This is a genomic window from Rahnella sp. RFA10(1/100), from assembly GCF_004195115.1.
Taxonomy (GTDB): domain Bacteria; phylum Pseudomonadota; class Gammaproteobacteria; order Enterobacterales; family Enterobacteriaceae; genus Rahnella; species Rahnella perminowiae.
The window spans coordinates 567,054-591,875 of the sequence record NZ_SEWR01000001.1 but is presented as its reverse complement, the minus strand read 5'-3'; the positions used below and the strand labels follow the sequence as shown (position 1 = coordinate 591,875).

The 24,822-nt window shown below is 54.5% G+C and carries 15 protein-coding genes; 10 read left to right on the top strand and 5 right to left on the bottom strand.

The window, feature by feature from the left end:
• Positions 1-410: 410 nt before the first annotated feature.
• The 4 genes from ETV65_RS02510 to ETV65_RS02495 all read right to left on the bottom strand — a co-directional run bounded on the left by ETV65_RS02510 (position 411) and on the right by ETV65_RS02495 (position 6,844).
• On the bottom strand, positions 411-2,495 hold the full coding sequence (locus ETV65_RS02510) for an EAL domain-containing protein (RefSeq protein WP_129951422.1): 2,085 nt from the start codon (positions 2,493-2,495) through the stop codon (positions 411-413).
• A gap of 382 nt (positions 2,496-2,877) precedes the next feature.
• Positions 2,878-3,627, bottom strand: a complete 750-nt coding sequence (locus tag ETV65_RS02505; protein ID WP_129951421.1) for a hypothetical protein — start codon at positions 3,625-3,627, stop codon at positions 2,878-2,880.
• A gap of 13 nt (positions 3,628-3,640) precedes the next feature.
• On the bottom strand, positions 3,641-5,719 hold the full coding sequence (locus ETV65_RS02500; protein WP_129951420.1) for a DUF3274 domain-containing protein: 2,079 nt from the start codon (positions 5,717-5,719) through the stop codon (positions 3,641-3,643).
• Positions 5,720-5,800: 81 nt separating this feature from the next.
• Positions 5,801-6,844 (bottom strand): LacI family DNA-binding transcriptional regulator, encoded by a 1,044-nt coding sequence (locus ETV65_RS02495; protein WP_129951419.1) that lies wholly within the window; start codon positions 6,842-6,844, stop codon positions 5,801-5,803.
• Between the two features lie 280 nt (positions 6,845-7,124).
• On the opposite strand from ETV65_RS02495, the gene ascF reads away from it, so the two are divergent.
• The 3 genes from ascF to ETV65_RS02480 all read left to right on the top strand — a co-directional run bounded on the left by ascF (position 7,125) and on the right by ETV65_RS02480 (position 11,383).
• On the top strand, positions 7,125-8,603 hold the full coding sequence (ascF, locus tag ETV65_RS02490) for a PTS cellobiose/arbutin/salicin transporter subunit IIBC (protein ID WP_165383684.1): 1,479 nt from the start codon (positions 7,125-7,127) through the stop codon (positions 8,601-8,603).
• Positions 8,604-8,618: 15 nt separating this feature from the next.
• On the top strand, positions 8,619-10,049 hold the full coding sequence (locus ETV65_RS02485) for a 6-phospho-beta-glucosidase (protein WP_129951418.1): 1,431 nt from the start codon (positions 8,619-8,621) through the stop codon (positions 10,047-10,049).
• A gap of 239 nt (positions 10,050-10,288) precedes the next feature.
• Positions 10,289-11,383: a cellulase family glycosylhydrolase gene (locus ETV65_RS02480; protein ID WP_129951417.1), complete on the top strand. Its 1,095-nt coding sequence runs from the start codon at positions 10,289-10,291 to the stop codon at positions 11,381-11,383.
• Here the strand turns inward: ETV65_RS02480 and ETV65_RS02475 are convergent.
• A complete protein-coding gene (locus ETV65_RS02475) occupies positions 11,361-11,885 on the bottom strand; it encodes a hypothetical protein (RefSeq protein ID WP_129951416.1) in 525 nt (174 codons plus the stop codon). The two genes, ETV65_RS02480 and ETV65_RS02475, sit on opposite strands and share 23 nt — an antisense overlap.
• Before the next feature lie 500 nt (positions 11,886-12,385).
• Here ETV65_RS02475 and ETV65_RS02470 point away from each other — a divergent pair, with 500 nt between their 5' ends.
• The 7 genes from ETV65_RS02470 (at position 12,386) to cobA (ending at position 24,642) form a co-directional block, all read left to right on the top strand.
• The gene (locus ETV65_RS02470; protein ID WP_129951415.1) at positions 12,386-13,603 is read left to right on the top strand and encodes a nitrate regulatory protein; all 1,218 of its coding nucleotides are present in this window, start codon (positions 12,386-12,388) and stop codon (positions 13,601-13,603) included.
• A gap of 282 nt (positions 13,604-13,885) precedes the next feature.
• Positions 13,886-15,148, top strand: a complete 1,263-nt coding sequence (locus ETV65_RS02465; protein ID WP_129951414.1) for a CmpA/NrtA family ABC transporter substrate-binding protein — start codon at positions 13,886-13,888, stop codon at positions 15,146-15,148.
• Positions 15,149-15,160: 12 nt separating this feature from the next.
• On the top strand, positions 15,161-16,075 hold the full coding sequence (gene ntrB, locus ETV65_RS02460) for a nitrate ABC transporter permease (protein WP_129951413.1): 915 nt from the start codon (positions 15,161-15,163) through the stop codon (positions 16,073-16,075).
• Positions 16,076-16,084: 9 nt separating this feature from the next.
• The gene (locus tag ETV65_RS02455; RefSeq protein WP_129951412.1) at positions 16,085-16,882 is read left to right on the top strand and encodes an ABC transporter ATP-binding protein; all 798 of its coding nucleotides are present in this window, start codon (positions 16,085-16,087) and stop codon (positions 16,880-16,882) included.
• Positions 16,883-16,904: 22 nt separating this feature from the next.
• A complete protein-coding gene (nirB, locus tag ETV65_RS02450) occupies positions 16,905-21,104 on the top strand; it encodes a nitrite reductase large subunit NirB (protein ID WP_129951411.1) in 4,200 nt (1,399 codons plus the stop codon).
• Positions 21,101-23,773 carry a nitrate reductase gene (locus tag ETV65_RS02445; protein WP_129951410.1) on the top strand — a complete coding sequence of 891 codons (2,673 nt, stop codon included), beginning with the start codon at positions 21,101-21,103 and terminating at the stop codon, positions 23,771-23,773. Before nirB ends, ETV65_RS02445 begins: the two co-directional genes overlap by 4 nt.
• The gene (cobA, locus tag ETV65_RS02440; protein WP_129951409.1) at positions 23,770-24,642 is read left to right on the top strand and encodes a uroporphyrinogen-III C-methyltransferase; all 873 of its coding nucleotides are present in this window, start codon (positions 23,770-23,772) and stop codon (positions 24,640-24,642) included. The genes ETV65_RS02445 and cobA overlap by 4 nt, the downstream gene beginning before the upstream one ends.
• Positions 24,643-24,822 lie beyond the last annotated feature (180 nt).

Here is a 24,822-nt window from a genome sequence, read left to right as displayed (position 1 = left end):
GATGCGGGCAGTGGTTTCGTCTGCCAGTTTGTGACTACTGGTCAGGTTTTCGCAGGGAGCGTGCAGGGCAAAACCCAAAATAATCCGCCTTTGAATTTAAGATCGTGCGGGCGATTCAGAAATCTTGCTGAATGGAGCGGCCTGGAGACCAGAGGCTCCAGGACCGGGTGAAGGAACCGCGAAGCGGCAAGATTTCCAGCCTGTCGCTGAGATACCTGAAACATAGTCAGCGAGCGGAGCGCGCAGTGAAAGAGCCGGAGATTCCTAAGAGGCGCGGCGACAGGCGCCTCTTAGGGCCAGTGTGGGTGGCAACCCACGGTCTTTGTTTGAGGTTATCGTCAGAAATAACAGGTTTATATACCGCTGTTCCCCCAATCACTCCCGACAAAACCCGTGTCTAATAACTATCATCAGAGGGGTGCAAACCCGGTTAGTCGTAACTCTGAGGGTTGAGGTCGTCCGAAGAAATATCCCTGGAACAACGTACAACCTTCTTCTTTCAGACGCCGGAACTGCTCATCAGTTTCCACACCTTCTGCCGTGGTCTGAATATCAAGGCTGCGGCTCATGCCGGTAATGGCACGGATGATCGCCAGGGCTTCGCGGCTGTCATGCATGTCGTTAATGAATGACCGGTCAATTTTGATTTTGTCGAACGGGAATGACCGCAGATAACTCAGCGATGAATAACCGGTGCCGAAATCGTCCAGCGCAATCCGTACACCCAGCGATTTGAGTTTTCTCAATGTGCTGATATTACCGAGCGTATTGTCGAGCAGTACCGATTCCGTGATTTCTACTTCCAGACGTGACGGATCCAGACCCGAGGCTTCCAGTGCTGATTCCACCACCGACACCAGGCCGCTGTTTTTGAACTGTACTGGCGAAAGGTTAACGGCAATCGTCTGATTGTCTTTCCAGGTGGCGGCTTCGCGGCAGGCTTCGTGCAAGGCAAAGGAACCCAGACTGTGGATCAGCCCTGTTTCTTCGGCAATCGGAATGAAATCGACCGGCATGATCAGCCCGTTTTCCGGGTGATGCCAGCGCATCAGCGCCTCGTAACCTATCACCGCATCGTGACGGGCATCAGTGATCGGCTGGTAGTAAAGACGTAACTGATTACAGGTAATAGCGTCGCGTAAATCCATTTCCACCACACGGCGTTTGCGCGCGGCGGCATCCATCTCAAGGCGGAAATCTTCGTAACGGTTACGGCCGTTACGTTTGGCTTCATATAATGCCATATCCGCACGACGCAGCAGTTGATCCGGGGTGCTTTGCGCCGAACCGGCGAGCGCAATACCGATGCTCAGGCCGACGGTCAGTGAATGGCCGTCGATGATCACCGGAGGACGTACCGATTCAATCAGACGTTTGGAAATCTGATGTGCGGCGGAAATGTCTTTCAGCCCCGGCAGCACCACGGCAAATTCATCACCGCCGATGCGCGCCAGTGTGTCGTCATCGCGCAGCGTCATGCGCAGACGTTTGGCAATTGCACGCAGCAGCTCATCACCAATCTGATGGCCAAGCGCGTCATTCACATTCTTGAAATTATCGAGATCCAGGCACAGCGTGGCAGTATGGCTTTGCGTATAGCTGTCGCGCTGCAACGCCTCGTTGAGGCGCTGGCTGAACAGGATACGGTTCGGCAGACTGGTCAGATTATCATGATGCGCCATGTGATGAATACGGGCATGCGCGGCCTGTTGATCTGTCACGTCATCGGCAATCATCATAACGTAACTGGTCTGCGGATCGTGCCCGCGGATCACTGAACTGGTGGTCTGCAATGTCCGGTCGCCAATGGCGGTCAGCAATTGCTGCTCGCTGCGGTGTACGCCTTCTGCACGCAGACATTCATCCGACTGTTTATTAATAAAAGTGCTCAGCCCGACACCCATACAATCCTGCGGGCGCTTGCCGAGCATTTTATCGCGGGGGATCCCCAGCAGACGCTCTGCCTGGCGGTTGACCAGCAGAATTTCACGTGAGACAGCATTCTCGACAATCACCGAGGAGGGGATATTCGCGATCACGGTATTAAGGAACTGTGATAAAGACGACAGTTGTTCGCTGTTGGATTCGGCCAGTTCTTTGGCCTGTAACAGTGCCTGTTCCGTTTCGCGACGCTCCGTGATATCACGGGTGATTTTGGCAAATCCGATGATCTCCCCGGCTTCGCGCAAGGCTTCAATAATGATGTGCGCCCAGAAGCGCGTGCCGTCTTTGCGCTGTCGCCAGCCTTCGGATTCGTAACGGCCGGTGGAACGTGCTGTTTCCAGCCCGCGTTGTGGCCATCCGTTTTGTCGGTCTTCTTCGGTGTAAAAACAGGAAAAATGCTTACCGACAACTTCTTCTGGCGTATAACCTTTTGCCCGCTGCGCACCGGCATTCCAGTTCGCAATATGGCCATCGGGCGTCAGCATGTAAATAGCGTAGTCTTCTACGCGCTGAACCAGCAATCGATAAAGTACATCAGAATCTTCACTCATATTATTTGCCTGATAGCTGGCCGTCTCTGCACGGGGTCCGTCCAAATCAGAGTCCGGCTAAATAGTGCGCCTGTTCCCGACGCATTTTTGCTGTGGTGTGCTTGTGAAACGTTAGCATAAGAAAATTCTCACTTCGCCAAATTTTGCTTCTAACCTACTTAAATTTAAGAATATTTAGCAAAAATAACGGTCTTAAGTGAAATTTGTTATTGGAGTTTTAAATAACAGGGAAGTTATCGGCAGCACAGATTAAGGCTTTAATAAAAAGGCACAGAATGTTCATGTTTTACATACTGTTAAAATTTCAATAAAAAAGCCGCAACAGGGTGCGGCTTCATCTTTGGCGCTTAAAAGCACTCAGGTTTTATTTGCGGTTTCGGCTTCATTTTGCCGATAAACCCAAATCCGGATCACACCGCATACGATCCCAGCCGGTATAATTTTTCACCTCTGGGACTTTGTTGGGGATGTTCTGGAAATTGGCTCTGTAAGCGAAAATGGTTCGTGGTGGTGTACCCTGCAATGAATTCCATGAAACGTAATTTTCTCCCCATTTCCCCCCGCCATATCCTGGCCTTATATGGTTAGTTTGAGACTGTCCGCGACTATTACTGAATGTGTAATCAATGCCGCTACCGCCGGGTTCAAGCCGCGGGTCGTCAAACGGTTTTGAACTCATATAAAGGTCGCCGTGTTTGGTCAACACATAGCCCTGATCGTTGACGACAGTGATGGATTCGATTTCGTCCCGTTGTGGGCCGTCAGCCCCGTACTGAACCGCGCCGGTACCGGGGGAGAAACGGGCTCCCTCCCATGTACGGCCATAATCTTTTGAAATCAAGAAACCAGATAAGTCATCCCATGGAATTGCAATATATTTTTCAGATGGATGCACAAATTTAAAAAATGAAATCCGAAATATTGGGTTGTCACGATGGACCACTTCAGTCCGTATATTTCTTGTTATGTCGACGTACCACAACGCGCCTTCGCAATGATTTCCTTCAAGTTCGAGATAACGATGAGCGTCAAATTGATAAACAACTTGTAGAGGCGTCTTGTAGGGGGTTGATTGTCCGACTCCAGACCAAAAAATCAACAGGCTTGTTAATGTTATTTTAGTGCTTTTCATAGAACTTCCTTGCTCAAATCTGAGGCGCTGGCATTTCCCACTGCAAAACATCTGTCAGATTCGTACCCAGACTATTTGGCCTGACACGAGCGCCATAATCATTCAAAACACCGAAATCTCCCATAGGCATTCCTTTTTCCCGTTCGGGTTTGTTCATAAGTGCCTTTACTGCTTTCGGTAGTACGCCATCCAGATAGTACTTTTTAACACTTGGATCCGGATTCATTTCACGACGCCAGTCAGCCTTTAATAACAATCCTTCCCAAAACACCTGATATTCAAATGCCTGACATTGTCCGATGGCCAGATCAAACGCGGTAGATTTCTGCGCCACTTCAATGTTGGTCACAATAGAGGAGTGCTGGCTGAACGTGGTATCCATTTTTATTGCCCGGTTCAGTTCTTTATCTGTCATCCGGCGCAGCACTACCAGCTGGCGGAAATAGCCATTAAGTTCATGATAAATGCCGCTGACAATATCCCAGGGATATTGGCTTCTCAGCTCTTCCAGCTGGGCTTCGTTCAGCGCCACACCATTATCCAGATATTGAAATTGTGCGGAGGCGGGGACATCAATACATTCGGCAGGAAAACGTTCGGCTTTCATCGCGGCTTTAGCCATTTTAGGATCGTTACCGCTCAGCGCCGCCTTATAACCTTTTCCCTGTGCCATCAGCTTAAAGACAAAAGGATCGGGTAAAACCGGGGCATTGACGGTGACGTCGGTAAATGAATAGCCGGTATCGGCTGAGTCATCAGGTTGACGTGCAGGCATCTCAAAATGAAACGCTGTCTTATCGCCGACGATGACGTCTTTACAGAAAACACGCTGATAGAGGTTGTCACCTGACTGTGCTTTGATTTTATCGGGGATCCCCCGCCAGCCGAACCCCTGAATGGGCGACATGGAGACCACCTGATCGTTAGGACAAAAATAGTTATACACCTTGCCGAAATTATTACGGTTATATAGCGGGTCGTCCCACGGCGATTTATTTAATGAAATACAGCCGGTGTCGTGCAATTGCTGAAGATAGGCACTGTCATGAGAGGTTGCACCCGGTGCGTAGAGAGCGTTTTGAGACATAAGCTGGCAAAAATTGCGCAGCGTTTTTTGTCGTCCCTGACGGGTTTGCTGATTTCCGGGCATGGCGTTTTCCAGCCAGCGGTTTTCCAGCGCATACGGTGAATGATTGAGTATTACGCAATCGGCGGGTGCCGCGCCTTCAGCCTGCACCCACATGTTGGCCAGCATGGTAATTATCGTGCCCTGACTGTGGGCAACAATATTGATGGTGTCATTCTGAGTTAACGGATTTTGTCTGATATCTAAAATCAGATCCGCCAGTCGGCGTGCGGCATAAGCCTGATAAATCCGGTGCGGGTTTTGGTAAATCGGATGACTCCAGTCGCCGTGATTTTCGAGATCACTGCGGGATTTGAACAGCCCGACGGCTTCTAAAATACGGCCGGATGCACCGGGACCAAACATATCCGGAATGCAGGTGGTGGCATTGGCAAAAGTGCCGCCGCCTTTGGCGGATGTCGGGTCAAGCCAGTTATTGAGATTGTCGATATTTTGATTGTCATGTTGTCGTATTTTGACAGCATCATTTTCGCGGTAGGTATCATAAGGCAGGTCAGCGTTATGGTGTTTTTCGGGTAAGTCTTTTCGGTACTGCTTCTGATCCTGCTCCCAGGTGTTATGGTCGACCGGTTTATAACCCCAGTAAAACGGAATAACCGGTGAGCGGTTAGCGACCCCGATACAGGTGTGATCCTGCACACTACAGGTGAGTTTCGCGACATTGTCACCGGCGTCGGAAATCATGAATTCGTGCGTTTTCCATTCATGGGGATGAAGATCCTGACGCCCGAGGCGGGTATTCAGTCCGGCACAAATGCCGGTATCCTGATCCTGGTAAGCCTCACCGACATCATTCACGCCGTGGACGAGAATGACAATACAGGGAAGCGGGCGCATAACGGCACAGTTTTGAATTGTCATTGCGCCTGCACTGACAGGGCGTCCAATATCACCTTCTGATAAAATTTTTGGCGTGCGAATATTTTTGTGAATCATTTCACTCATCGTTTAACTCCTTCTAAACACTTGTTTGACTAACTATTCCCTATAAATAATTTCAATAATAACACCCATAAAAACAACGAATTAACAGTTTAAGTCTACCACGTCAGCTCGGTTTAGATAAGGCCCGTCAATCACCGACTCCCGCAGAATAAGCTCTGACACGAATTTATTCTGTTCAGATAAATAGCCGCCGTCGAGCATAGAAATAATCTGATTAATGACTTCACTGACCATATCGCTGACCGGGTCTTTCACGCTCGACAATGCGGGAATAAGAAACGGTGCGGTGGGAATATTATCAAACCCGATCACCGAAACCTGTGAAGGTACCGAAATACCGGCTTCGTTGAGTTTTTTCATCGCGCCAATCGCCATTTCATCATTACTGGCCAGAATAGCGCTGAACGGTTCGCCGCTCGTCAGCAGGGTTTCGACGGCGGCAGCACCGCTGGCCGCAGACCATTTCCCCTGCACAATCAGCGATTCCTTGACCGGCAGTCCGGCTGCTGCGAGCGCTTCTTTATAACCGGAAAGACGTTCAATGGCTGTCGGGGAATCCAGGGAGCCGGTGATAAACGCAATATGATGGTGGCCACGTTCAATCAGCGCCTGCGTGGCCTTATAACCGGATCCTTTGTGGTCGCAATAAATACAATGGCTCTGATGTTTGCGCAGTTTACGGTTAACGACCATCACCGGCTTATTATATTTGTCGATCAGTTCATCCATTTCATCCACGGATAAAAAACGCGGATAAATAATGATGCCGTCACAGCGTAAATCATGCAGAAACTGAATGGCTTCGCGTTCTTCTTCGGCGCTGTGTTTGCCATCAACCAGGATCAGCTGACGTCCGTTGGCGTCGAGTTTTTTGGCCGCCTGAGAAATTAGCTCACTGAAATAGTTGCCGTTATACAGCGTGTTGGTTACCACCAGACCGATGCACATCGATTTGCTGGTCGCCAGGTTGCGCGCCAGTAAATTCGGCCGGTATCCCGCTTCCTCGATGGCTTTAAAGACCTGATCTTTGGTTTCCTGGCTTACATAACCTTTACCGGAAAGCACACGGGAAACGGTGGCTTTGGAAACGCCCGCTTTGGTTGCCACTTCCTGCATTGTCGACATCAGGGTTTCCTGAAAGATAAAAATGAGCCGCCATTCTACACATTTCAGCGGTTTTGCGATGTTTTTGGCATAACAGAACGATAGTGAGAGATCACCATCACAAAAATAAAACGACGTTGCAATTTTTTATTGAAGTCTCGCAAGGAACTGCACATTCTCGTGTGAAACCGGTTACCTATTGTTTCACCAAAACCACCATGTTTCATAAAAAGCGGTTTCACAGAAGTCAGTGCTTCTGAAAAACATTCATAACCCTATGAATCCGAGAGAGTTGTCACTCATGTCTAAAAATTTTGCAGCAATATCACAGTCGATTGTTGATGCCATCGGCGGCCCACAGAACGTGGCGGCAGTGACGCACTGCATGACGCGGCTACGTTTCGTACTGAATGACGAATCGGCCGTTGATGCCGCGACACTGAAAGCCATTAGCGGCGTGATGGGCGTGGTGCGCAACGAAAAACAGTGTCAGGTGATCATCGGTAACAACGTTTCCCAGGCGTACGCTGAAGTGCTGAAATTGCTGCCGGAAGGGTTTTCTGCCGGTAACAATGACGTGCCGGCAAAAAACAAAATTACCCTCAAACGCATCGGCTCCGGCATCCTGGATGCGCTGATCGGCACTATGTCACCGCTGATCCCGGCCATTATCGGCGGGTCAATGGTGAAATTGCTGGCGATGATCCTGGATATGACCGGTGTGTTAGGTAAGGGCGCTTCAACGCTCGTCATCCTCAACACCATTGGCGACGGCGCATTCTTCTTCCTGCCGGTTATGGTGGCGGCATCAGCGGCGGTGAAGTTCAAAACCAATATGTCGCTGGCGATTGCGATTGCCGGTGTCCTTGTCCATCCTGCATTTATCGATTTAATGGCGAAAGCGGCGCAGGGGCAGAAAGTCGAATTTATCGGCATTTCAGTCACGGCGGTGAAATACACCTACACCGTTATTCCGGCGCTGTGCATGACCTGGCTGCTGTCTTACATTGAAAAATGGGTGGACCGTATCACGCCGGTCGTCACTAAAAACTTCCTGAAACCTATGCTGATTATGCTGATCGCAGCCCCCGTTGCCATCATGCTGATCGGCCCGCTGGGCATCTGGATTGGCACCGGGATTTCTGCGGCGGTGTATACCGTACACAGTTATCTGGGCTGGCTGTCAGTCGCTATTATGGGGGCGGCCTGGCCGCTGCTGGTGATGACCGGCATGCACCGTGTGTTTACGCCAACCATTATTCAGACCATCGCTGAAACCGGTAAAGAAGGCATGGTCATGCCATCCGAAATCGGCGCAAACCTGTCCCTGGGCGGTTCTTCACTGGCGGTCGCATGGCGTACCAAAAATCCGGAACTGCGTCAGACGGCGCTGGCCGCGGCGGCTTCAGCCATTGTCGCCGGGATTTCCGAACCTGCATTGTATGGTGTGGCGCTGCGCCTCAAACGTCCGCTGATCGCCTGCTTAATCAGCGGATTTATCTGCGGGGGTGTGGCGGGATTAGGCGGACTCGCCAGCCATTCGATGGCATCGCCGGGGCTGTTTACCAGTGTGCAGTTCTTCGACCCGTCGAATCCGATGAGCATTGTCTGGGTGGCGGGCGTGATGGTCCTCGCCGTGGTGATTTCCTTCTTCACCACGCTGCTGCTCGGATTTGAAGACATTCCTGTCGAAACCGTGACGCCGAAAGAGATAAAAACGGCAGATACCTCGGCTTCCGTTGCCTTTGCGGTTTCACCAGGCGCGGCAAAATCACATTAAAGAAGAGGATTTCACATGGCAGCATCAGCATTTCCTGAGGGCTTTTTATGGGGCGGCGCAATTGCCGCAAACCAGGCCGAGGGTGGCAGTTTTGAAGGGGGTAAGGGACTGACGACGGTAGATATGATCCCGCATGGCGCGCAGCGTCTGGCAGTCAAAACCGGTCAGGAAAAACGTTTCTCCCTCAGGGCCGGTGAATTTTATCCGGCGCATCAGGCGATTGACTTCTACCATCGATACAAAGAAGACATCGCGCTGATGGCAGAAATGGGTTTTACCGTATTTCGCACTTCGATTGCCTGGAGCCGTCTTTATCCGAAAGGTGATGAGCTGACCCCGAATGCAGAAGGTATCGCGTTTTACCGGGATGTGTTTGCGGAGTGCAAAAAGCATGGCATTGAGCCGCTGGTAACGTTATGCCATTTTGATGTGCCGATGCATCTGGTGATCGAATACGGCTCGTGGCGCAACCGTAAAATGGTGGAATTTTTCGCCCGCTATGCCCGAACTTGCTTTGAAGCGTTCGACGGGCTGGTGAAATACTGGCTGACCTTTAACGAGATCAATATCCTGCTGCACAGCCCGTTCTCCGGTGCCGGTTTGGTCTTTGAAGAGGGTGAAAATCAGGAACAGGTGAAATATCAGGCGGCGCACCATGAGCTGGTGGCAAGTGCTTTAGCGACAAAAATTGCCCATGAAGTGAATCCTGATAATCAGGTCGGCTGTATGCTGGCGGGGGGGAACTTCTATCCGCAAACCTGCAAACCGGCTGACGTGTGGGCGGCCCTGCAAAAGGACCGGGAGAACCTGTTTTTCATTGATGTTCAGGCACGGGGCGAATATCCGTCTTATACCCGGCGCGTGTTTGCAGAGAAGGGCGTGAACGTGGTGACCGAGCCGGGCGACGATGACATCCTGAAAAACACCGTCGATTTCGTATCCTTTAGCTACTACGCCTCACGCTGTGCGTCGGCAGATATGAACGACAACAACAGCAGCGCGGCGAATATCGTTAAATCACTCAAAAACCCGTACATCGAAGCCAGCGAATGGGGCTGGGGCATTGATCCGCTTGGTCTGCGCATCACCATGAATATGATGTACGACCGTTACCAGAAGCCATTATTCCTGGTCGAAAATGGCCTCGGCGCGAAAGATGAAATCAACGCGCAGGGTGAAATCAATGACGATTACCGCATCAGCTACCTGCGTGAACATATCCGCGCCATGGGGGAGGCGATCACCGACGGCGTTCCGTTGATCGGTTATACGTCATGGGGCTGTATCGATCTGGTGTCCGCCTCGACCGGTGAAATGAGCAAGCGCTACGGCTTCGTTTATGTCGACCGCGACGATGCCGGGAATGGCACGCTGGAAAGAAAGAGAAAGAAATCATTCTGGTGGTATAAGAAAGTGATTGCCAGTAACGGCGCAGATCTGGACTGACCCGTCACGGGAATACCCAAACCGGGTATTCCCGCCTCTCCCTGCGGGGCATCACGTCGCCGTATTTTGCCTTTTACACGCTTTCAGAATGCTTAAATTTGCCTGCCGGCTCTGCAAATTACGTAAAAAGAGTGTGATCTCAATTGAATAACCCGGACATGCAATTTGCCGTCGTGGTTAAGAGGGAATAAAAAATGGCTCTTTATAGACGTTAATGCATTTTATATCAGGAGCGATAAATGAAAGCGCAATGGAGCAGGGAAGAGGCGGCAGTGTGGAGTGAACAACAGGGCTGGATTTGCGGATTTAATTATCTGCCGCGCACGGCGGTGAACTGGACGGAACTGTGGCAGCGTGAAACCTTTGATGCACTGACCATTGATCAGGAACTCGGCTGGGCGCAGGATGCGGGTTATAACCAGTTGCGCATCAACCTGCCGTTCATCGTCTGGCAGGCCGATCGCGACGGTTTGCTGTCGCGCATCGATCAGTTTCTCAGTATTGCCAGTCGTCATGAAATCAGGGTCATGCTCACGCTGTTGGACGATTGCGGATTTTCCGGTGACGAGCCGTTTCTGGGGCCGCAAAAAGCGCCGGAACCGGGTAAACACAACAGTCAGGCGGCCGCCAGTCCGGGGCGTGATGTGGTCTGCAACCGCGAGATGTGGCCGGAAGTGGAACGCTATGTGCGTGACATCATCCGTCATTTCCGCACCGATGACCGCGTTGCCATTTGGGATTTGTACAACGAGCCGGGAAACCGTGGCACGTTCGCTACCGGACTGGAAGAAGTGTTGTATGACGAAAAACTGGAAGTATTTGCTCTCGAACTGATGCAAAAGGTGTTTGTCTGGGCGCGCGGGGAGGATCCGGTTCAGCCGCTGACCGTGGGGGCATGGCATGTCTCACAGGATTTGGATCAGCCCGAAAGCGAGTTTTTCACGCATCCGGTTGACGTTGCGGCGGCCGGGCTTTCTGATGTCATCAGTTTTCATGCGTATGTCGCAACACCAAAACTTTTACAGGCATTGCGTTTCTGGCAGAAATTTGGCCGCCCGATATTATGTACCGAGTGGCTGGCGCGCCATGTCGGCAGCGTATTCGAGGAGCAACTTCCCCTGTTCAGCGCGTTGAATGCCGGGTGTTATCAATGGGGATTAGTGCGCGGCAAAACCCAGACGACACTGCCCTGGCCTTCGGTACGCAAGGGCAATCACGATTACGCTCATTTATGGTTTCACGACGTACTCGACGAATACGGTATTCCGTTCCGGCGCGCCGAAATGGATCTGGTGCGCCGTTTAACGCGTGTTAAAAAGAGTGACGTCTCTTAAGGGGCAACGCCTTATCCCGGCTATTGCTTAACGGAGACTCATTAACCGGCCAGGAAACCGGACGTTCACTTCTGGCCGTTGTTTTTACATGCTGAACTATACGCAGGAATCGGAAATATTGCGGGGGAATAACCATTTGCAGATTATTAGCCATGCCTTGTAAGTCATTTAAATTATCGCGGCAATGGAATTTACACTGACTGTACTCCATAATATCCCAGCGGCATTCCTTCAGCTGGAATAAAGGTACACGCGAAAATACTTTCAAAATAGTGGGGCCTTTGAAAGGATTAATACCGACAGCTTTTTTTCCATGATGCGCGGGATTGAACATATCACGTGACTCGGCGGCTCGTGAAAAATAACCCACTAAAAAATCATCATCTCTTGCGACATATAACCCTGAACCTAAAGCAGCGTAGGCATGGCTTTCCCTGGGGCCATATTTTACTAATTGCAAAGCAGAAGCGGCACTTGTGCCATGGTAGCCCAGTAAATACATATAACCTCCGGTGTTATAAATTTCTTCATATATATATGATGTTCAGGTATTTCTGAATATTCGCGGCCTCACAGGCCGGATCACAAACCGGCAGAAATATAACGCCTGCCGGAAGATTTTAATAGTCAGATAAATTTCACGCCGGATAGGAGCTTTTGCAACTCTCTGTTTTTATAGGGGTTGTGTGGCCTGCGTGTGATTTGATGAATCACTTATTAAGCACCGCAAAATACCTGATACGGTCAATTATCATCAGGGAGAGCTTTTTATGAACAATATATTTATCTTTAAGATGACTTTCACCGGTTTATCATAAAAGGGCACAGTAATGCGCCCGGAATTTCCCGTTTACCTCCACTTAAATTTCTGAATCTTTCTGTCATACCCACCCCGATTCTCCGCTTCGCAGGAGAGGGCGCTGACCGGGCCGTTTTGCCTTACCCCTTCCGGCACACTTCTTGCTTTACTTTCTCAATCTCTGGCCAATATCAGGTTCATTCATGTCCCTTTCTGCCCTTAATTTTGTACTGGCATCGAAAAAAAGTGAAATTCTCTGCCTGCAACAGCTGTTGGAAATGGGCAGGCTGGTCGGCGCGGTCAGCAGGCTGATCCACATGCTGCAACGTGAACGGGGCACGGCGAATATCTATTTATGTTCGCACGGCGAACTGTGGGCGGAGCAACTGGGTGAGCGGGCGCTACAGGTCCGGATGGCGGAACAGGCAGTGGATCAGCAGTTGCTTGCGCTGGATCTGAACGGTCAGAGCATAGGTAATGCGCCGCGTCTGTTCAGCCGTATCGCTGCCGTCTTACACAGCCTCAGCACCTTGCCGGTGTTGCGCCGTCAGGTGCAGGTACAGGATATCAGCCAGCCGGAAGCGATGCGGCAATACAGCGAGGTTATCCGCACACATTTGGCGCTGGTGTTTGAAGCCGCTGATATTTCAGGTGATCCGTCTATTTCGCGTACGTTACTGGCAATGTTCAGTTTTATGCAGGGTAAAGAACTGGCCGGACAGGAGCGTGCAACCGGCGCAGCAGGATTTGCCGCACGGCATTTCGATGACGTGGCACACCAGCAGCTTTTGGCACTGATCGAAGGCCAGGAGCGGTGTTTTCAAACCTTCAGGGAGTTTGCCGATGCCCGCTGTCTGGCGCAGTGGCAACAGCAACTGGACACCGACAGCAGCGAGTTCGAGCGCCTGCGGCGAATTGCCTGTACCCGCACCACACCGGCGGACGAGGGTCCGGCTGCCGCACTGCGTTGGTTTGAGGTGACCACGGCACGTATTGACGGGATGAAAGTGGTGGAAGATGTGCTTGAAGACGTTCTGATGGCGTGCTGCCGCGAGCGGATCCGTGAAGCGCAGGCGTCTCTTGCCCTTCAGCAGCAGGATATCGGGCAAATTCCCCCGCAGGATTCGCATTATCCGGCGCTGATCCCGCCGCAACTGAGTCGTTCCGTCCTGGAACTGGTCGAGCAGCAATCCCGTCAGTTACAGGCGCTCGACGCTGAACTGGCCGGGCTTCGCGCGACGCTGGCTGAGCGAAAGCTGGTGGAACGCGCCAAAGGATTGCTGATGCAACATCACGGGCTGACCGAACCGCAGGCACATAAAACCCTGCGTGATATGGCGATGAACCAGAACAAGAAACTGTCGGACATCGCCGAAGCGATGCTTGCGGTGTCGGCAGTATTAGGGAAGAAAAGTGATTAATCCTTAAGGAGTATCTGCACTGTTGGTGTGCCATTGTGATGTGCACCACGTGCTGTCGCGGTGCACCGGGCGGCGGGAATGACGCGGCAAAGCCGCTAACAGTCTGTTTTTACAGTGATGTACGAAGTTGGCATATAAGCTGCATTGTTTTTACGACATAAGGACTAAACCAATGGCGGTTTAGTCAGGATTACGGATAAAGGCGTCCGTCAGCGTTCAGGAAACTGAGCGCTGACTGGACGCTTTTTTTTTGTTCATTTTTCAACATCACAGGAAGCCGCAATGACGCCAGATGATAAAAAAACTCCGGGACAATTCTCCCGCCGCCGCTTTATTGCCGGCAGTGCGGTACTGGGCGGCAGCATGATGATGCCGGGCTTTATGAACAGCGTCTGGGCGGCCGGTTCAGATGCGCCCGAGAAAAAAGAAATCCGCGTCGGATTTATTCCGCTGACCGATTGTGCCTCCGTGGTGATGGCGGCAGTGAAAAAATTTGATGAAAAGTACGGCATCAAAATTATCCCCAGCAAGGAATCGAGCTGGGCATCAGTGCGCGACAAACTCGTGTCCGGCGAACTCGATGCCGCGCATGTGCTTTACGGGCTGGTGTATGGCCTGCAACTGGGCGTATCCGGTCCGCAGCACGACATGGCAATGCTGATGTCGCTCAATAATAACGGACAGGCGATCACGCTTTCTAATCAGCTGAAACAGGCCGGTGTCACCGACGGGGACTCGCTGAAAAAAAGGGTCGATGCCAGCGCGAAAGGCACCTACACCTTTGCGCAGACTTTCCCCACCGGTACTCACGCCATGTGGCTGTATTACTGGCTGGCGAACGCCGGTATCCACCCGTTTAACGATGTGCGTAACGTGGTCGTGCCGCCGCCGCAAATGGCAGTGAACATGAAGATCGGCAACATGAGCGGTTACTGCGTCGGCGAACCCTGGAATCAGCGCGCCATTCAGGACGAAATAGGTTTCACTGCGGTCACGTCACAGGATATCTGGCCGGATCATCCGGAAAAAATTCTCGGCACCACGTCGGCCTGGGTCGCGGCTAATCCCAACGCCGCCCGTTCGCTGACCGCTGCGGTACTTGACGCCTCACGCTGGATTGACACTTCTGACGCCAACCGTATCGAAACCGCGCAGGTTATCTCAGCACGAGCCTACATCAATACGCCGGTGGCAACGATTCAGGGACGGATGCTTGGCGATTACGAAAACGGACTGGGCAAAAAGTGGAAAGACGCACACAGCATGCGTTTCTTCAACGACGGCGCGGTCAACTATCCGTATCTCTCCGACGGCATGTGGTTCCTGACTCAGCACAAACGCTGGGGATTGCTGAACAATGATCCGGACTATCTGGCCGTCGCCCAAAAAATTAACCGTATTGACGTCTATAAACAGGCGGCGACTGCAGCCGGTGGCATCAACCTGCCGTCCGGTGATATGCGCAGCAGCACGCTGATAGACGGAAAAGTCTGGGACGGCAGCAACCCTGCTGAATATGCCAACAGTTTTGCCATGAAACGTTAAGTGAGGTCGCTGATGTCCATGAATTCAAAATCTCATGTTGTCGCGCTGCCTGAACCGGTGAGTGCACAAATTGTACCGATCGCCCCGGTAACGCAGAACGCAGCCGCGCCGGTCAGTGCCGTAAAAACGACTGATACCGCACGGTTGCGCGTCGTGATGCACCGTGTTTTGCAAAAAGCTATTCCGGCGCTGCTGGGAGCCATCGTACTGATCGCCATCTGGCAAATTGCCGCGCTCAGCAGTAAAGGGTTTCCGACCCCGCTGAAAACCTGGGAAGCGGCGAAAGTGATTTTCGCCGATCCGTTTTACATCGCCGGGCCGAACGACATGGGCATTGGCTGGAACGTTCTGGCGTCGCTTAAACGTGTGGCGATGGGCTTCGGGCTGGCGGCACTGATCGGCATCCCGGCGGGATTTCTGATCGGGCGCTTCAGTTTTATCGCCAGCATGCTCAATCCGATCATTTCATTGCTGCGACCAGTCAGTCCGCTGGCCTGGTTGCCTATCGGTTTGCTGTTATTCCAGCGCGCAGAACCTGCCTCGGCGTGGACCATTTTTATCTGCTCGATCTGGCCGATGATCCTCAACACGGCTGAGGGCGTAATGCGTATTCCGCAGGATTATCTCAACGTCGCGCGGGTGCTGAAACTCAGTGAATTCACCGTGATGCGCAAGATCCTTTTTCCTGCCGTACTGCCTTACATCCTCACCGGTGTACGTCTGTCGATTGGTATCGCGTGGCTGGTGATTGTTGCCGCCGAAATGCTCACCGGTGGTGTCGGGATTGGTTTCTGGATCTGGAACGAATGGAACAACCTCAACGTGGAAAACATCATTATCGCCATTCTGCTGATTGGGGTTGTGGGGATGGTGCTGGAACAGGGGTTGATGGCCATTGCCCGCCGCTTCAGTTATGACAACCGTTAGGAGCCTGAGATGAAAAACAACCAAGCCATTATCCGCGTGCAGAACGTCAGCCAGAGTTTCCCGACCGCCAAAGGCCCGTTTCTGGCGCTCGACAATGTCAGCTTTGATATTGCACAGGGTGAAACGGTCAGCCTGATTGGTCATTCCGGTTGCGGAAAATCCACCTTGCTGAACCTGATTGCCGGGCTGAGCCGTCCGACGGAAGGCGTGCTGCTGTGTGATAACCAGGAAATTACCGGTCCTGGCCCGGAACGCGGCGTGGTGTTTCAGAACCATTCTCTGCTGCCGTGGCTGACCACTTTTGAGAACGTCGCGCTGGCGGTGAATCAGGTGTTCAAAGGGGTAATGAGTAAAAGTGAAATGCGTGACTGGATTTCGCACAACCTCGACCTGGTGCACATGGGACACGCTGCCGATAAACGTCCGGGTGAGATTTCCGGCGGTATGAAACAGCGGGTGGGCATCGCCCGTGCACTGGCGATGAAACCGAAAGTGTTACTGATGGATGAACCCTTCGGCGCACTCGACGCTTTAACCCGTGCGCATTTGCAGGATGCGGTGATGGAGATCCAGTCGCGCCTGAAAACCACGATTTTGCTTATTACACATGACGTGGACGAAGCGGTGCTGCTTTCGGATCGCGTAATGATGATGACCAACGGACCGGCAGCAAAAGTCGGCGACGTGTTGCAGGTGGAACTGGCGCGCCCGCGCTCACGGCTGGCACTGGCGAACGACCCTATGTTCCACCAGTACCGTCAGCAGGTTCTGCAGTTCCTGTATGAAAAACACCGGTCGGTTGCCTGATTCAGCAGGCGGGATAAGCGCAATGGATAAACCCACTCTGATAGTGATCGGCAACGGAATGGCGGGCGTACGGCTGGTGGAAAGGCTGTGCGAACGTGCGCCGGACCGTTACCGCATTTTGGTCATCGGCGAAGAAAATCAACCCGCGTATAACCGCATTCTGCTTACACCGGTACTTGCCGGGGAGAAACATTTCGATGAGATCGTGACCCATGACGCGCAGTGGTACAAACGTCACAACGTCACGTTTATCGCCGGGGAGGCGGCGACAGAAATTAACCGCGCTGCCCGCAGGGTGCGGGCTGGCGGGCGGGTGTTTGATTATGACCATCTGGTGCTCGCCACCGGTTCGCGGCCTTTTATGCCGCCGGTGCCGGGCGCACAACTGCAGGGTATTCACGGTTTCAGAAATCAGCAGGATGTGGAAAACATCCTCCGCGGAGAGGACGACGGACAACCGGTCGCGGTGATTGGCGGCGGCGTTTTAGGGGTAGAAACCGCCGCCGCACTGGCGCTGAGAGGCATGCAGGTCAGCCTGTTGCATCGCGGCGCTCATCTGATGGACAGCCAGCTTGATGAACATACCGCAGAACTGCTTCGTGTCAGCCTCGGGACACGCGGTATCAGGTCGGTTTTGCAGGCGCAGACGGTGGCATATGCCGGTGACCCTTCCGGCAACGTCAGAGCGGTGATACTCAGCGACGGGCGTGAAATTCCTGCGCGGCGCGTGGTGGTGGCCGCCGGTGTCCGGCCCGATATTGCGCTGGCGCAGGCTGCCGGACTGGATTGTGATCGCGGCATTCTGGTCAGCGACACGCTGCAAACCACCGACCCGGCTATTTCGGCCATCGGTGAATGCTGTCAGCAGGGGAACCTGACCGCCGGTCTGGTCGCGCCGTGCTGGCAACAGGCTGAGACGCTGGCGGCCCGTCTGGCGGGTGCACCGGTCGTTTCTTCGGTGGAGCACAGGGCACCGCTGCGTCTGAAAGTAACCGGCATTGATCTGTTCTGCGCCGGTGAACTGCACGGCGGTGACGGCGAACAAATTCACACGATGTCTGATCCGGTTGTCGGTCACTACCGCCGCCTGTTGCTGCGCGACAACCAGCTTACCGGCGTACTGCTGTGGGGCGATATCAGCGACGGACCGGCGTACTTCACCCGCATCAGTAATCCCGTCATCCACCGGATGCCACTGAGCATCTTCAGCCCCGGCGATGAACCGGCCGCTGACGGCCTTCCGCCCGTTAAATCAGAACAGTTACCCGCCGGGGTAACCAGGAGCACAGTAATGTCGAAACCCGTATTAGTTATGGCCGGACACGGCATGGTCGGCCACCATTTCCTGCAACAACTGGTCGAGCGTGAATTGCATCTTCAATACCAGGTAATTGTTTTTGCAGAAGAAAAGTCACCCGCTTACGACCGGGTACATTTGTCTGAGTTTTTCTCCGGTCGCAGTGCTGAGTCGCTGTCGGTGGTAGAAGAGGGTTTCTTTGAGTCGACCGGCATTGAACTGCGCCTCGGGCACAGTATCGGTCATATCGACACCCGCCACCGGTTTGTGGTCGATCATCAGGGGCGCCAGACGGCTTACGATTTGCTGGTACTGGCGACCGGTTCTTACCCGTTTGTGCCGCCAATTCCGGGCAACGATGCGCCGGGCTGCCTGGTTTACCGCACGCTGGATGATCTGGCGGCGATTCAGGCCTGTGCAGCCACCGGCAAAACCGGTGTGGTGGTGGGCGGTGGTTTGCTGGGGCTGGAAGCAGCGAATGCACTGAAACATCTCGGGTTGCAAACACATGTAGTGGAGTTTGCGCCCCGGCTGATGGGTGTTCAGCTTGATGAAGGTGGTGCCGCTATGCTGCGCCGCAAAGTTGAAGCGCTGGATGTGCAGGTGCATACCGGCAAAGAAACCCGCGCTATCGTGACCGGTGAAACCTGTCGCTATCGCATGGAATTTGCTGACGGCGGTCATCTGGAAACCGATCTGGTGCTGTTCTCCGCCGGTATCCGTCCGCGCGATCAGCTGGCAAAAGAGTGCGGGCTGGAGGTCGGGCCGCGTGGCGGCATTGTGATTAACGATCAGTGCCGTACCTCTGATCCGGCCATTTTTGCTATCGGCGAATGTGCCTTATGGAACGGGCAGATTTTCGGTCTGGTCGCCCCCGGCTACCAGATGGCGCGCACGCTGGCCGATACGCTTTCCGGCAGCGAGGTGGCGTTTAAAGGCGCGGACATGAGCACTAAACTGAAACTGCTGGGCGTAGAAGTGGCCTCAGTCGGCGATGCGCATGGCCGCACGCCGGGCAGTCAGAGTTATAGCTGGGTCGACGGTCCGGCGGAAGTGTACAAAAAAATCGTGGTCTCGCAGGACGGCAAACGCCTGCTCGGCGCGGTGCTGGTCGGCGACAGCAACGAATACAGCACGTTGTTGCAGATGATGCTTAACGATATGCCGCTGCCCGCCAGTCCGGAAAACCTGATCCTGCCCGTCAGTGCCGGTGCAGCGCCACACACGCCGGGCGTCGCGGCACTGCCGGACGGCGCGCAAATTTGTTCCTGCCATAACGTCAGCAAATCAGATATCTGTGACGCGGTGAAGGGCGGTTGCGGCGATATGGCGGCGGTCAAAGCCTGCACCAAAGCGGCGACCGGCTGCGGCGGCTGTGCAGCGCTGACCAAACAGGTGATGGAATTCGCGCTGACCGAAATGGGCGTAGAAGTGAAAAAAGACGTCTGCGAGCACTTTGCCTATTCGCGTCAGGAAATTTATCACCTGGTGCGTATGGGCAAGCTTCGCAGCTTTGATGAACTGATTGAGAAACACGGCCATGGTCGCGGCTGTGAAATCTGCAAGCCGCTGGTGGGATCCATTCTGGCGTCCTGCTGGAACGATTACCTGCTCAAACCGCAGCATTTACCGTTGCAGGACACCAACGATCGTTACTTCGCCAACATTCAGAAAGACGGAACTTATTCCGTGGTGCCGCGCATTCCGGCCGGTGAAATCACCCCCGACGGGCTTATCGCTATCGGCCAGATTGCAAAACGTTACAACCTCTATACCAAAATTACCGGCGGGCAACGGGTGGATTTATTCGGTGCCCGCCTCGAACAACTGCCGGAAATCTGGCAGCAACTGGTGGACGCCGGGTTTGAAACCGGTCACGCCTATGGCAAATCGCTGCGCACGGTGAAATCCTGTGTCGGTTCAAGCTGGTGCCGCTATGGGGTGCAGGATTCCACCAGGCTGGCGCTGCAACTGGAGAATCGTTACAAGGGGCTGCGCTCCCCGCATAAAATCAAAATGGCGGTCTCGGGTTGTACCCGTGAATGCGCCGAAGCACAGAGCAAAGACGTCGGCGTGATTGCCACCGAAAAGGGCTGGAACCTCTACGTGTGCGGCAACGGCGGCATGAAACCGCGCCACGCTGATTTACTGGCGCAGGACATGAGCACGGAAGATCTGATCCGCACCGTAGACCGCTTTCTGATGTTTTACATCCGTACCGCTGACCGTCTGCAACGTACCAGTACCTGGATGGATAATCTCGAGGGCGGTATGGATTATCTGCGTCAGGTGGTGCTGGAAGACAGCCTGCACATCGGCGCAGAACTGGAAAGTGAGATGAACGCAGTGGTCGGCACGTATCAGTGCGAATGGCAAACCACGCTGGCAGATCCGGACCGGCTGGCGCTGTTCCGCCCGTTCGTCAACAGCAGCGAGCCGGATGAAACGGTAGTGATGGTGACGGAGCGTCAGCAGGTTCGACCGGCAACGTCGCAGGAACGGGCTGTTATTGCCGTTAACGCGGTCAACCCGCCGGTGATGGCGGTGCAGGGCTGGGTGGCTTTGTGCGATCTGAGTGCCATACCGGCCAATGCCGGTATGGCGGCGCGGCTGGCTAACCGGCAGATTGCGCTGTTCCATTTGCCGGATCATCCGCAGCAGGTTTTCGCGCTGAGTAACCATGAGCCGGACAGCGACGCCAACGTGCTGGCACGCGGGCTGGTGGGTGATGTGAAAGGTGAGCCGGTGGTAATTTCGCCGCTGTACAAACAGCGTTTCCGTTTACACGACGGGCGCAGCGTAGACGACGCGCAGACGACACTGAACGTGTGGCCGGTGAAAGTGGAAAATGGCCGCGTCTGGGTACAGGAACAGCCGGGGGTGAAAACCGCCGACACCGACATTATCGCGACGGTCAGTGTATGAAAAAAACTGTTGCCACAACACCAGCACTGACCACCTGCGCCTATTGTGGCGTCGGGTGTGGTGTCAGCATGCAGCCGCAGGCCGGAGGGTTCAGTGCCAGCGGTGATAAAACACATCCGGCCAGTCACGGGCGTTTATGCGTAAAAGGCAGCGCGCTGGGAGAAACGCTGGGTTTACAGGGGCGGCTGTTGCAGCCGGAAATTGATCATCAGCCGGTCAGCTGGGCGCTGGCTCTCGATACGATAGCGCAGCGGTTGCGGGCGGTCATCGGCGAACATGGGCCGCAGGCGGTGGCGTTTTACGGTTCCGGTCAGTTACTGACCGAAGATTATTATGTCGCCAATAAACTGATGAAAGGCTTTATCGGCGCGGGAAATATGGATACCAATTCTCGGCTGTGCATGGCTTCTGCCGTGGCGGGTTACAAACGCGCGTTCGGGGCCGACGCCGTGCCGTGCAGTTATCAGGATCTGGAACTGGCCGACTGCGTCTTGCTGACCGGGTCGAATACAGCATGGGCGCATCCTGTCGTGTATCAGCGGCTGGCACAGGCCAAAAAGGACCGGCCACAGATGCGCATTATTGTTATTGATCCGCGCCAGACCGCCACCTGTGATATCGCCGATTTGCATCTGGCGTTGCAACCTGGCAGTGACGCGGCGTTGTTCTGTGGTGCGCTGAACGCGATGGCGGAGAGCGGAAAACTCGACAGCGCTTACCTGCAACACCATACGCAGGGGGCTGAAGATGTCTTGCGGGCGGCGCGGGACTGGACAGTGGCGCGTACCGCCGCGTATTGCGGATTACCGGTGGATCAGTTGCTGGCGTTTTACCAGATGATAGGCCACAGCCAGCGGCTGGTGACGCTGTATTCGATGGGGATCAACCAGTCCGGTTCCGGCGTGGATAAATGCAACGCCATTATTAACCTGCACCTGGCAACCGGCCATATCGGGCGCGCGGGCTGCGGACCGTTTTCGATTACCGGTCAGCCGAACGCGATGGGCGGACGGGAGGTCGGCGGGCTGGCCAATCAGCTGGCGTCGCACATGGGCTTTACGCCGGAAGATATCAGCCGCGTAGGGCGCTTCTGGAAAAGTGACGCCGTAACAAAAACAGCCGGACTGAACGCTGTGGATCTGTTCCGCGCGGTAGAAGAAGGCCGGATAAAAGCGGTGTGGATCATGGGCACTAATCCGCTGGTATCGCTGCCGGATGCCGACCGGGTGCGGGCCGGACTGGCGCGCTGCCCGCTGGTGATAGTCTCTGACATGATGCGTGACACCGATACCACCCGCGCCGCGCATATCTGCCTGCCCGCGCTGGGCTGGGGCGAGAAAAACGGCACCGTGACCAATTCCGAACGCTGTATCTCGCGCCAGCGTGCGTTTCTGCCCGCACCGGGTGAGGCGAAACCGGACTGGTGGATCCTCTGTCAGGTCGCGCAGCGTCTGGGGTTTGCCGAAGCATTCGCCTGGCAGCATCCGGCGGAGATTTTCCGTGAACATGCGGCGCTTTCCGGCTTTGAAAATCACGGTTCGCGGGCATTTGATATCAGCGGGCTGGCGCAGCTTTCGGATGAGGAATGGGACACCCTGCGGCCTGTACAGTGGCCGGTGAATGCGGCAAATCCGCAGGGCACGACGCGCCTGTTTACGGATAACACGTTCTTCCATCCTGACGGCAAAGCGCGGCTGATCCCGGTCACGCCCAGGCTGCCGGTCAATCAGCCAAACGCTGCATATCCGCTGATCATGAACACCGGCAGGGTTCGTGACCAGTGGCACACGATGACGCGCACCGGTAAGTCAGCGCGGCTGATGCAGCACATCAGTGAACCGTTTTGTCAGTTTCATCCCGACGATGCGCCGCAGATCCGGTCCGGCGATCTGGTGCGCGTTGCCTCCTCGCACGGCTGGTTGTTGCTGCGCGCCCAACCTGATCCTCTGCAACGGCGCGGCAGTGTGTTTGTGCCGATGCACTGGAACAGCCGGTTCAGCCAGCAGGCACGGGTTGATGCGCTGATTGAAGCGCATGTTGATCCGCTGTCGGGACAGCCGGAAAGCAAACATATGCCGGTCAGTCTGAGCCGCTGGCCTGCCGCGTGGCAGGCCGAACTGTTTGTGCGTGGTGAAAATATTACGCCACCAGTGACGACGTACTGGAGCCTGATCACCCAGCCGGGTGTGACCCACTTTACGCTGGCCGACTCTTCGCTGCCGGCAGACTGGATGGCGTGGCTGAAGGAGTCTTACGCCACGGACAACCTGATCTGCCAGACCGCGCAACTGGGCGATGACGGTTTCAGCCTGCTGGCCTGGTCTGACGGCGCGTTACAACTGGCGTTCTATGCCCGCCGCAGGCCGCCGTCACCCGACCGGCAGGCTGTGCTGGCGGCATTCACCACACCGCCGCATACGGCACAGCAGCGACTGGCATTACTGGCCGGCCGTGCCGGCAGCGATAAAAAACCCGCCGGTGCCATTATTTGCAGCTGTTATGCCGTGGGGGAAATGCCAATCACTGAAGCCGTCCGCCAGGGATGTCACAACGTGCAACAGCTTGGCGAAAAACTAAAATGCGGCACAAATTGCGGCTCATGCATTCCTGAACTCAAAAAAATCATTGCCGGTCAGCGTGCCACGCTGACGGCGGGAGACAGCCAATGAACAACATTCCCGAAAAAACATTACAGATGCAGCAGATCGCGCAAATTCTGGCGGGTGCCAGCCGGCGTAATCCGGTGTGTCGCGGTGAAGTCTGGCTGGTCGGAGCGGGGCCGGGGGATGTCGAGCTGCTGACCCTGAAAGCGCTGCGCGTGATCCAGCAGGCGGATGTGGTGGTGTTTGACCGGCTGGTGTCTGAGCCGGTGATGGCGCTGATCCCGGACGAGGCGCTGCGTATCGATGCCGGTAAATCGACGCGCAATCACACGCTGGGACAGGAAGAAATTAATCAGTTGCTGGTCAGTCTGGCCCAGACCGGGTATCGCGTGGTGCGCCTCAAAGGTGGCGATCCGTTTGTGTTCGGTCGCGGCGGCGAGGAGATGGCACATTGCCAGCAGCACGGCGTGCTGTGTCACATCGTGCCGGGTATCACGGCGGCGATGGGGTGTGCGGCATCCACGGGTATTCCGCTGACCCACCGCAGTCTGGCGCAATCGGTACGGTTTGTGACCGGTCATGGCGCACAGGGTGAGCCGGATGTTGACTGGCGGGCGCTGGCCGAAGCGCGTCAGACGCTGGTGTTTTATATGGGCATTGCCAACAGCGAAACCATCAGCCACCAGCTGATGGCGCATGGCTTACCGGGGACGACCCCGGTCGCAGTCATTGAGCGCGGCACCCGGCCGGAACAGCGGGTACTGACCGGCAGGCTGGAGACACTGGCAGACATGATCCTTACCGGACAGGTGCAAACGCCTGCGCTGCTGATTGTCGGTGAGGTGGTGGGGATGTACCGGGCAGAGGGGCAGCGTCAAGACTGTGGGTTGCCACTCCCGCTGGCCTTAAGAGGCGACTACCGCCGCGCCTCTTAAATCTCTCCGGCCTGGAGCCTTTGCTCTCCAGGCTGCTCCGTTAAGCAAGATCCCTGAATGGCCTGCATGCACAATTTCCCCGTACGATCATCCGAAAAGCTTATGCTTAATTGATCCATCTATATCCTTTTTTGTTAGTGGCACCGACCTCATTCCTTATGCAATCCTCTGACTCACAAA

Excerpts from the sequence above, each read along its gene's own strand:
- ETV65_RS02510 (WP_129951422.1), bottom strand. The coding sequence starts at position 2,495 with ATGAGTGAAGATTCTGATGTACTTTATCGATTGCTGGTTCAGCGCGTA.
- ETV65_RS02505 (WP_129951421.1), bottom strand. The coding sequence starts at position 3,627 with ATGAAAAGCACTAAAATAACATTAACAAGCCTGTTGATTTTTTGGTCT.
- ETV65_RS02500 (WP_129951420.1), bottom strand. The coding sequence starts at position 5,719 with ATGAGTGAAATGATTCACAAAAATATTCGCACGCCAAAAATTTTATCA.
- ETV65_RS02495 (WP_129951419.1), bottom strand. The coding sequence starts at position 6,844 with ATGTCGACAATGCAGGAAGTGGCAACCAAAGCGGGCGTTTCCAAAGCC.
- ascF (WP_165383684.1), top strand. The coding sequence starts at position 7,125 with ATGTCTAAAAATTTTGCAGCAATATCACAGTCGATTGTTGATGCCATC.
- ETV65_RS02485 (WP_129951418.1), top strand. The coding sequence starts at position 8,619 with ATGGCAGCATCAGCATTTCCTGAGGGCTTTTTATGGGGCGGCGCAATT.
- ETV65_RS02480 (WP_129951417.1), top strand. The coding sequence starts at position 10,289 with ATGAAAGCGCAATGGAGCAGGGAAGAGGCGGCAGTGTGGAGTGAACAA.
- ETV65_RS02475 (WP_129951416.1), bottom strand. The coding sequence starts at position 11,885 with ATGTATTTACTGGGCTACCATGGCACAAGTGCCGCTTCTGCTTTGCAA.
- ETV65_RS02470 (WP_129951415.1), top strand. The coding sequence starts at position 12,386 with ATGTCCCTTTCTGCCCTTAATTTTGTACTGGCATCGAAAAAAAGTGAA.
- ETV65_RS02465 (WP_129951414.1), top strand. The coding sequence starts at position 13,886 with ATGACGCCAGATGATAAAAAAACTCCGGGACAATTCTCCCGCCGCCGC.
- ntrB (WP_129951413.1), top strand. The coding sequence starts at position 15,161 with ATGTCCATGAATTCAAAATCTCATGTTGTCGCGCTGCCTGAACCGGTG.
- ETV65_RS02455 (WP_129951412.1), top strand. The coding sequence starts at position 16,085 with ATGAAAAACAACCAAGCCATTATCCGCGTGCAGAACGTCAGCCAGAGT.
- nirB (WP_129951411.1), top strand. The coding sequence starts at position 16,905 with ATGGATAAACCCACTCTGATAGTGATCGGCAACGGAATGGCGGGCGTA.
- ETV65_RS02445 (WP_129951410.1), top strand. The coding sequence starts at position 21,101 with ATGAAAAAAACTGTTGCCACAACACCAGCACTGACCACCTGCGCCTAT.
- cobA (WP_129951409.1), top strand. The coding sequence starts at position 23,770 with ATGAACAACATTCCCGAAAAAACATTACAGATGCAGCAGATCGCGCAA.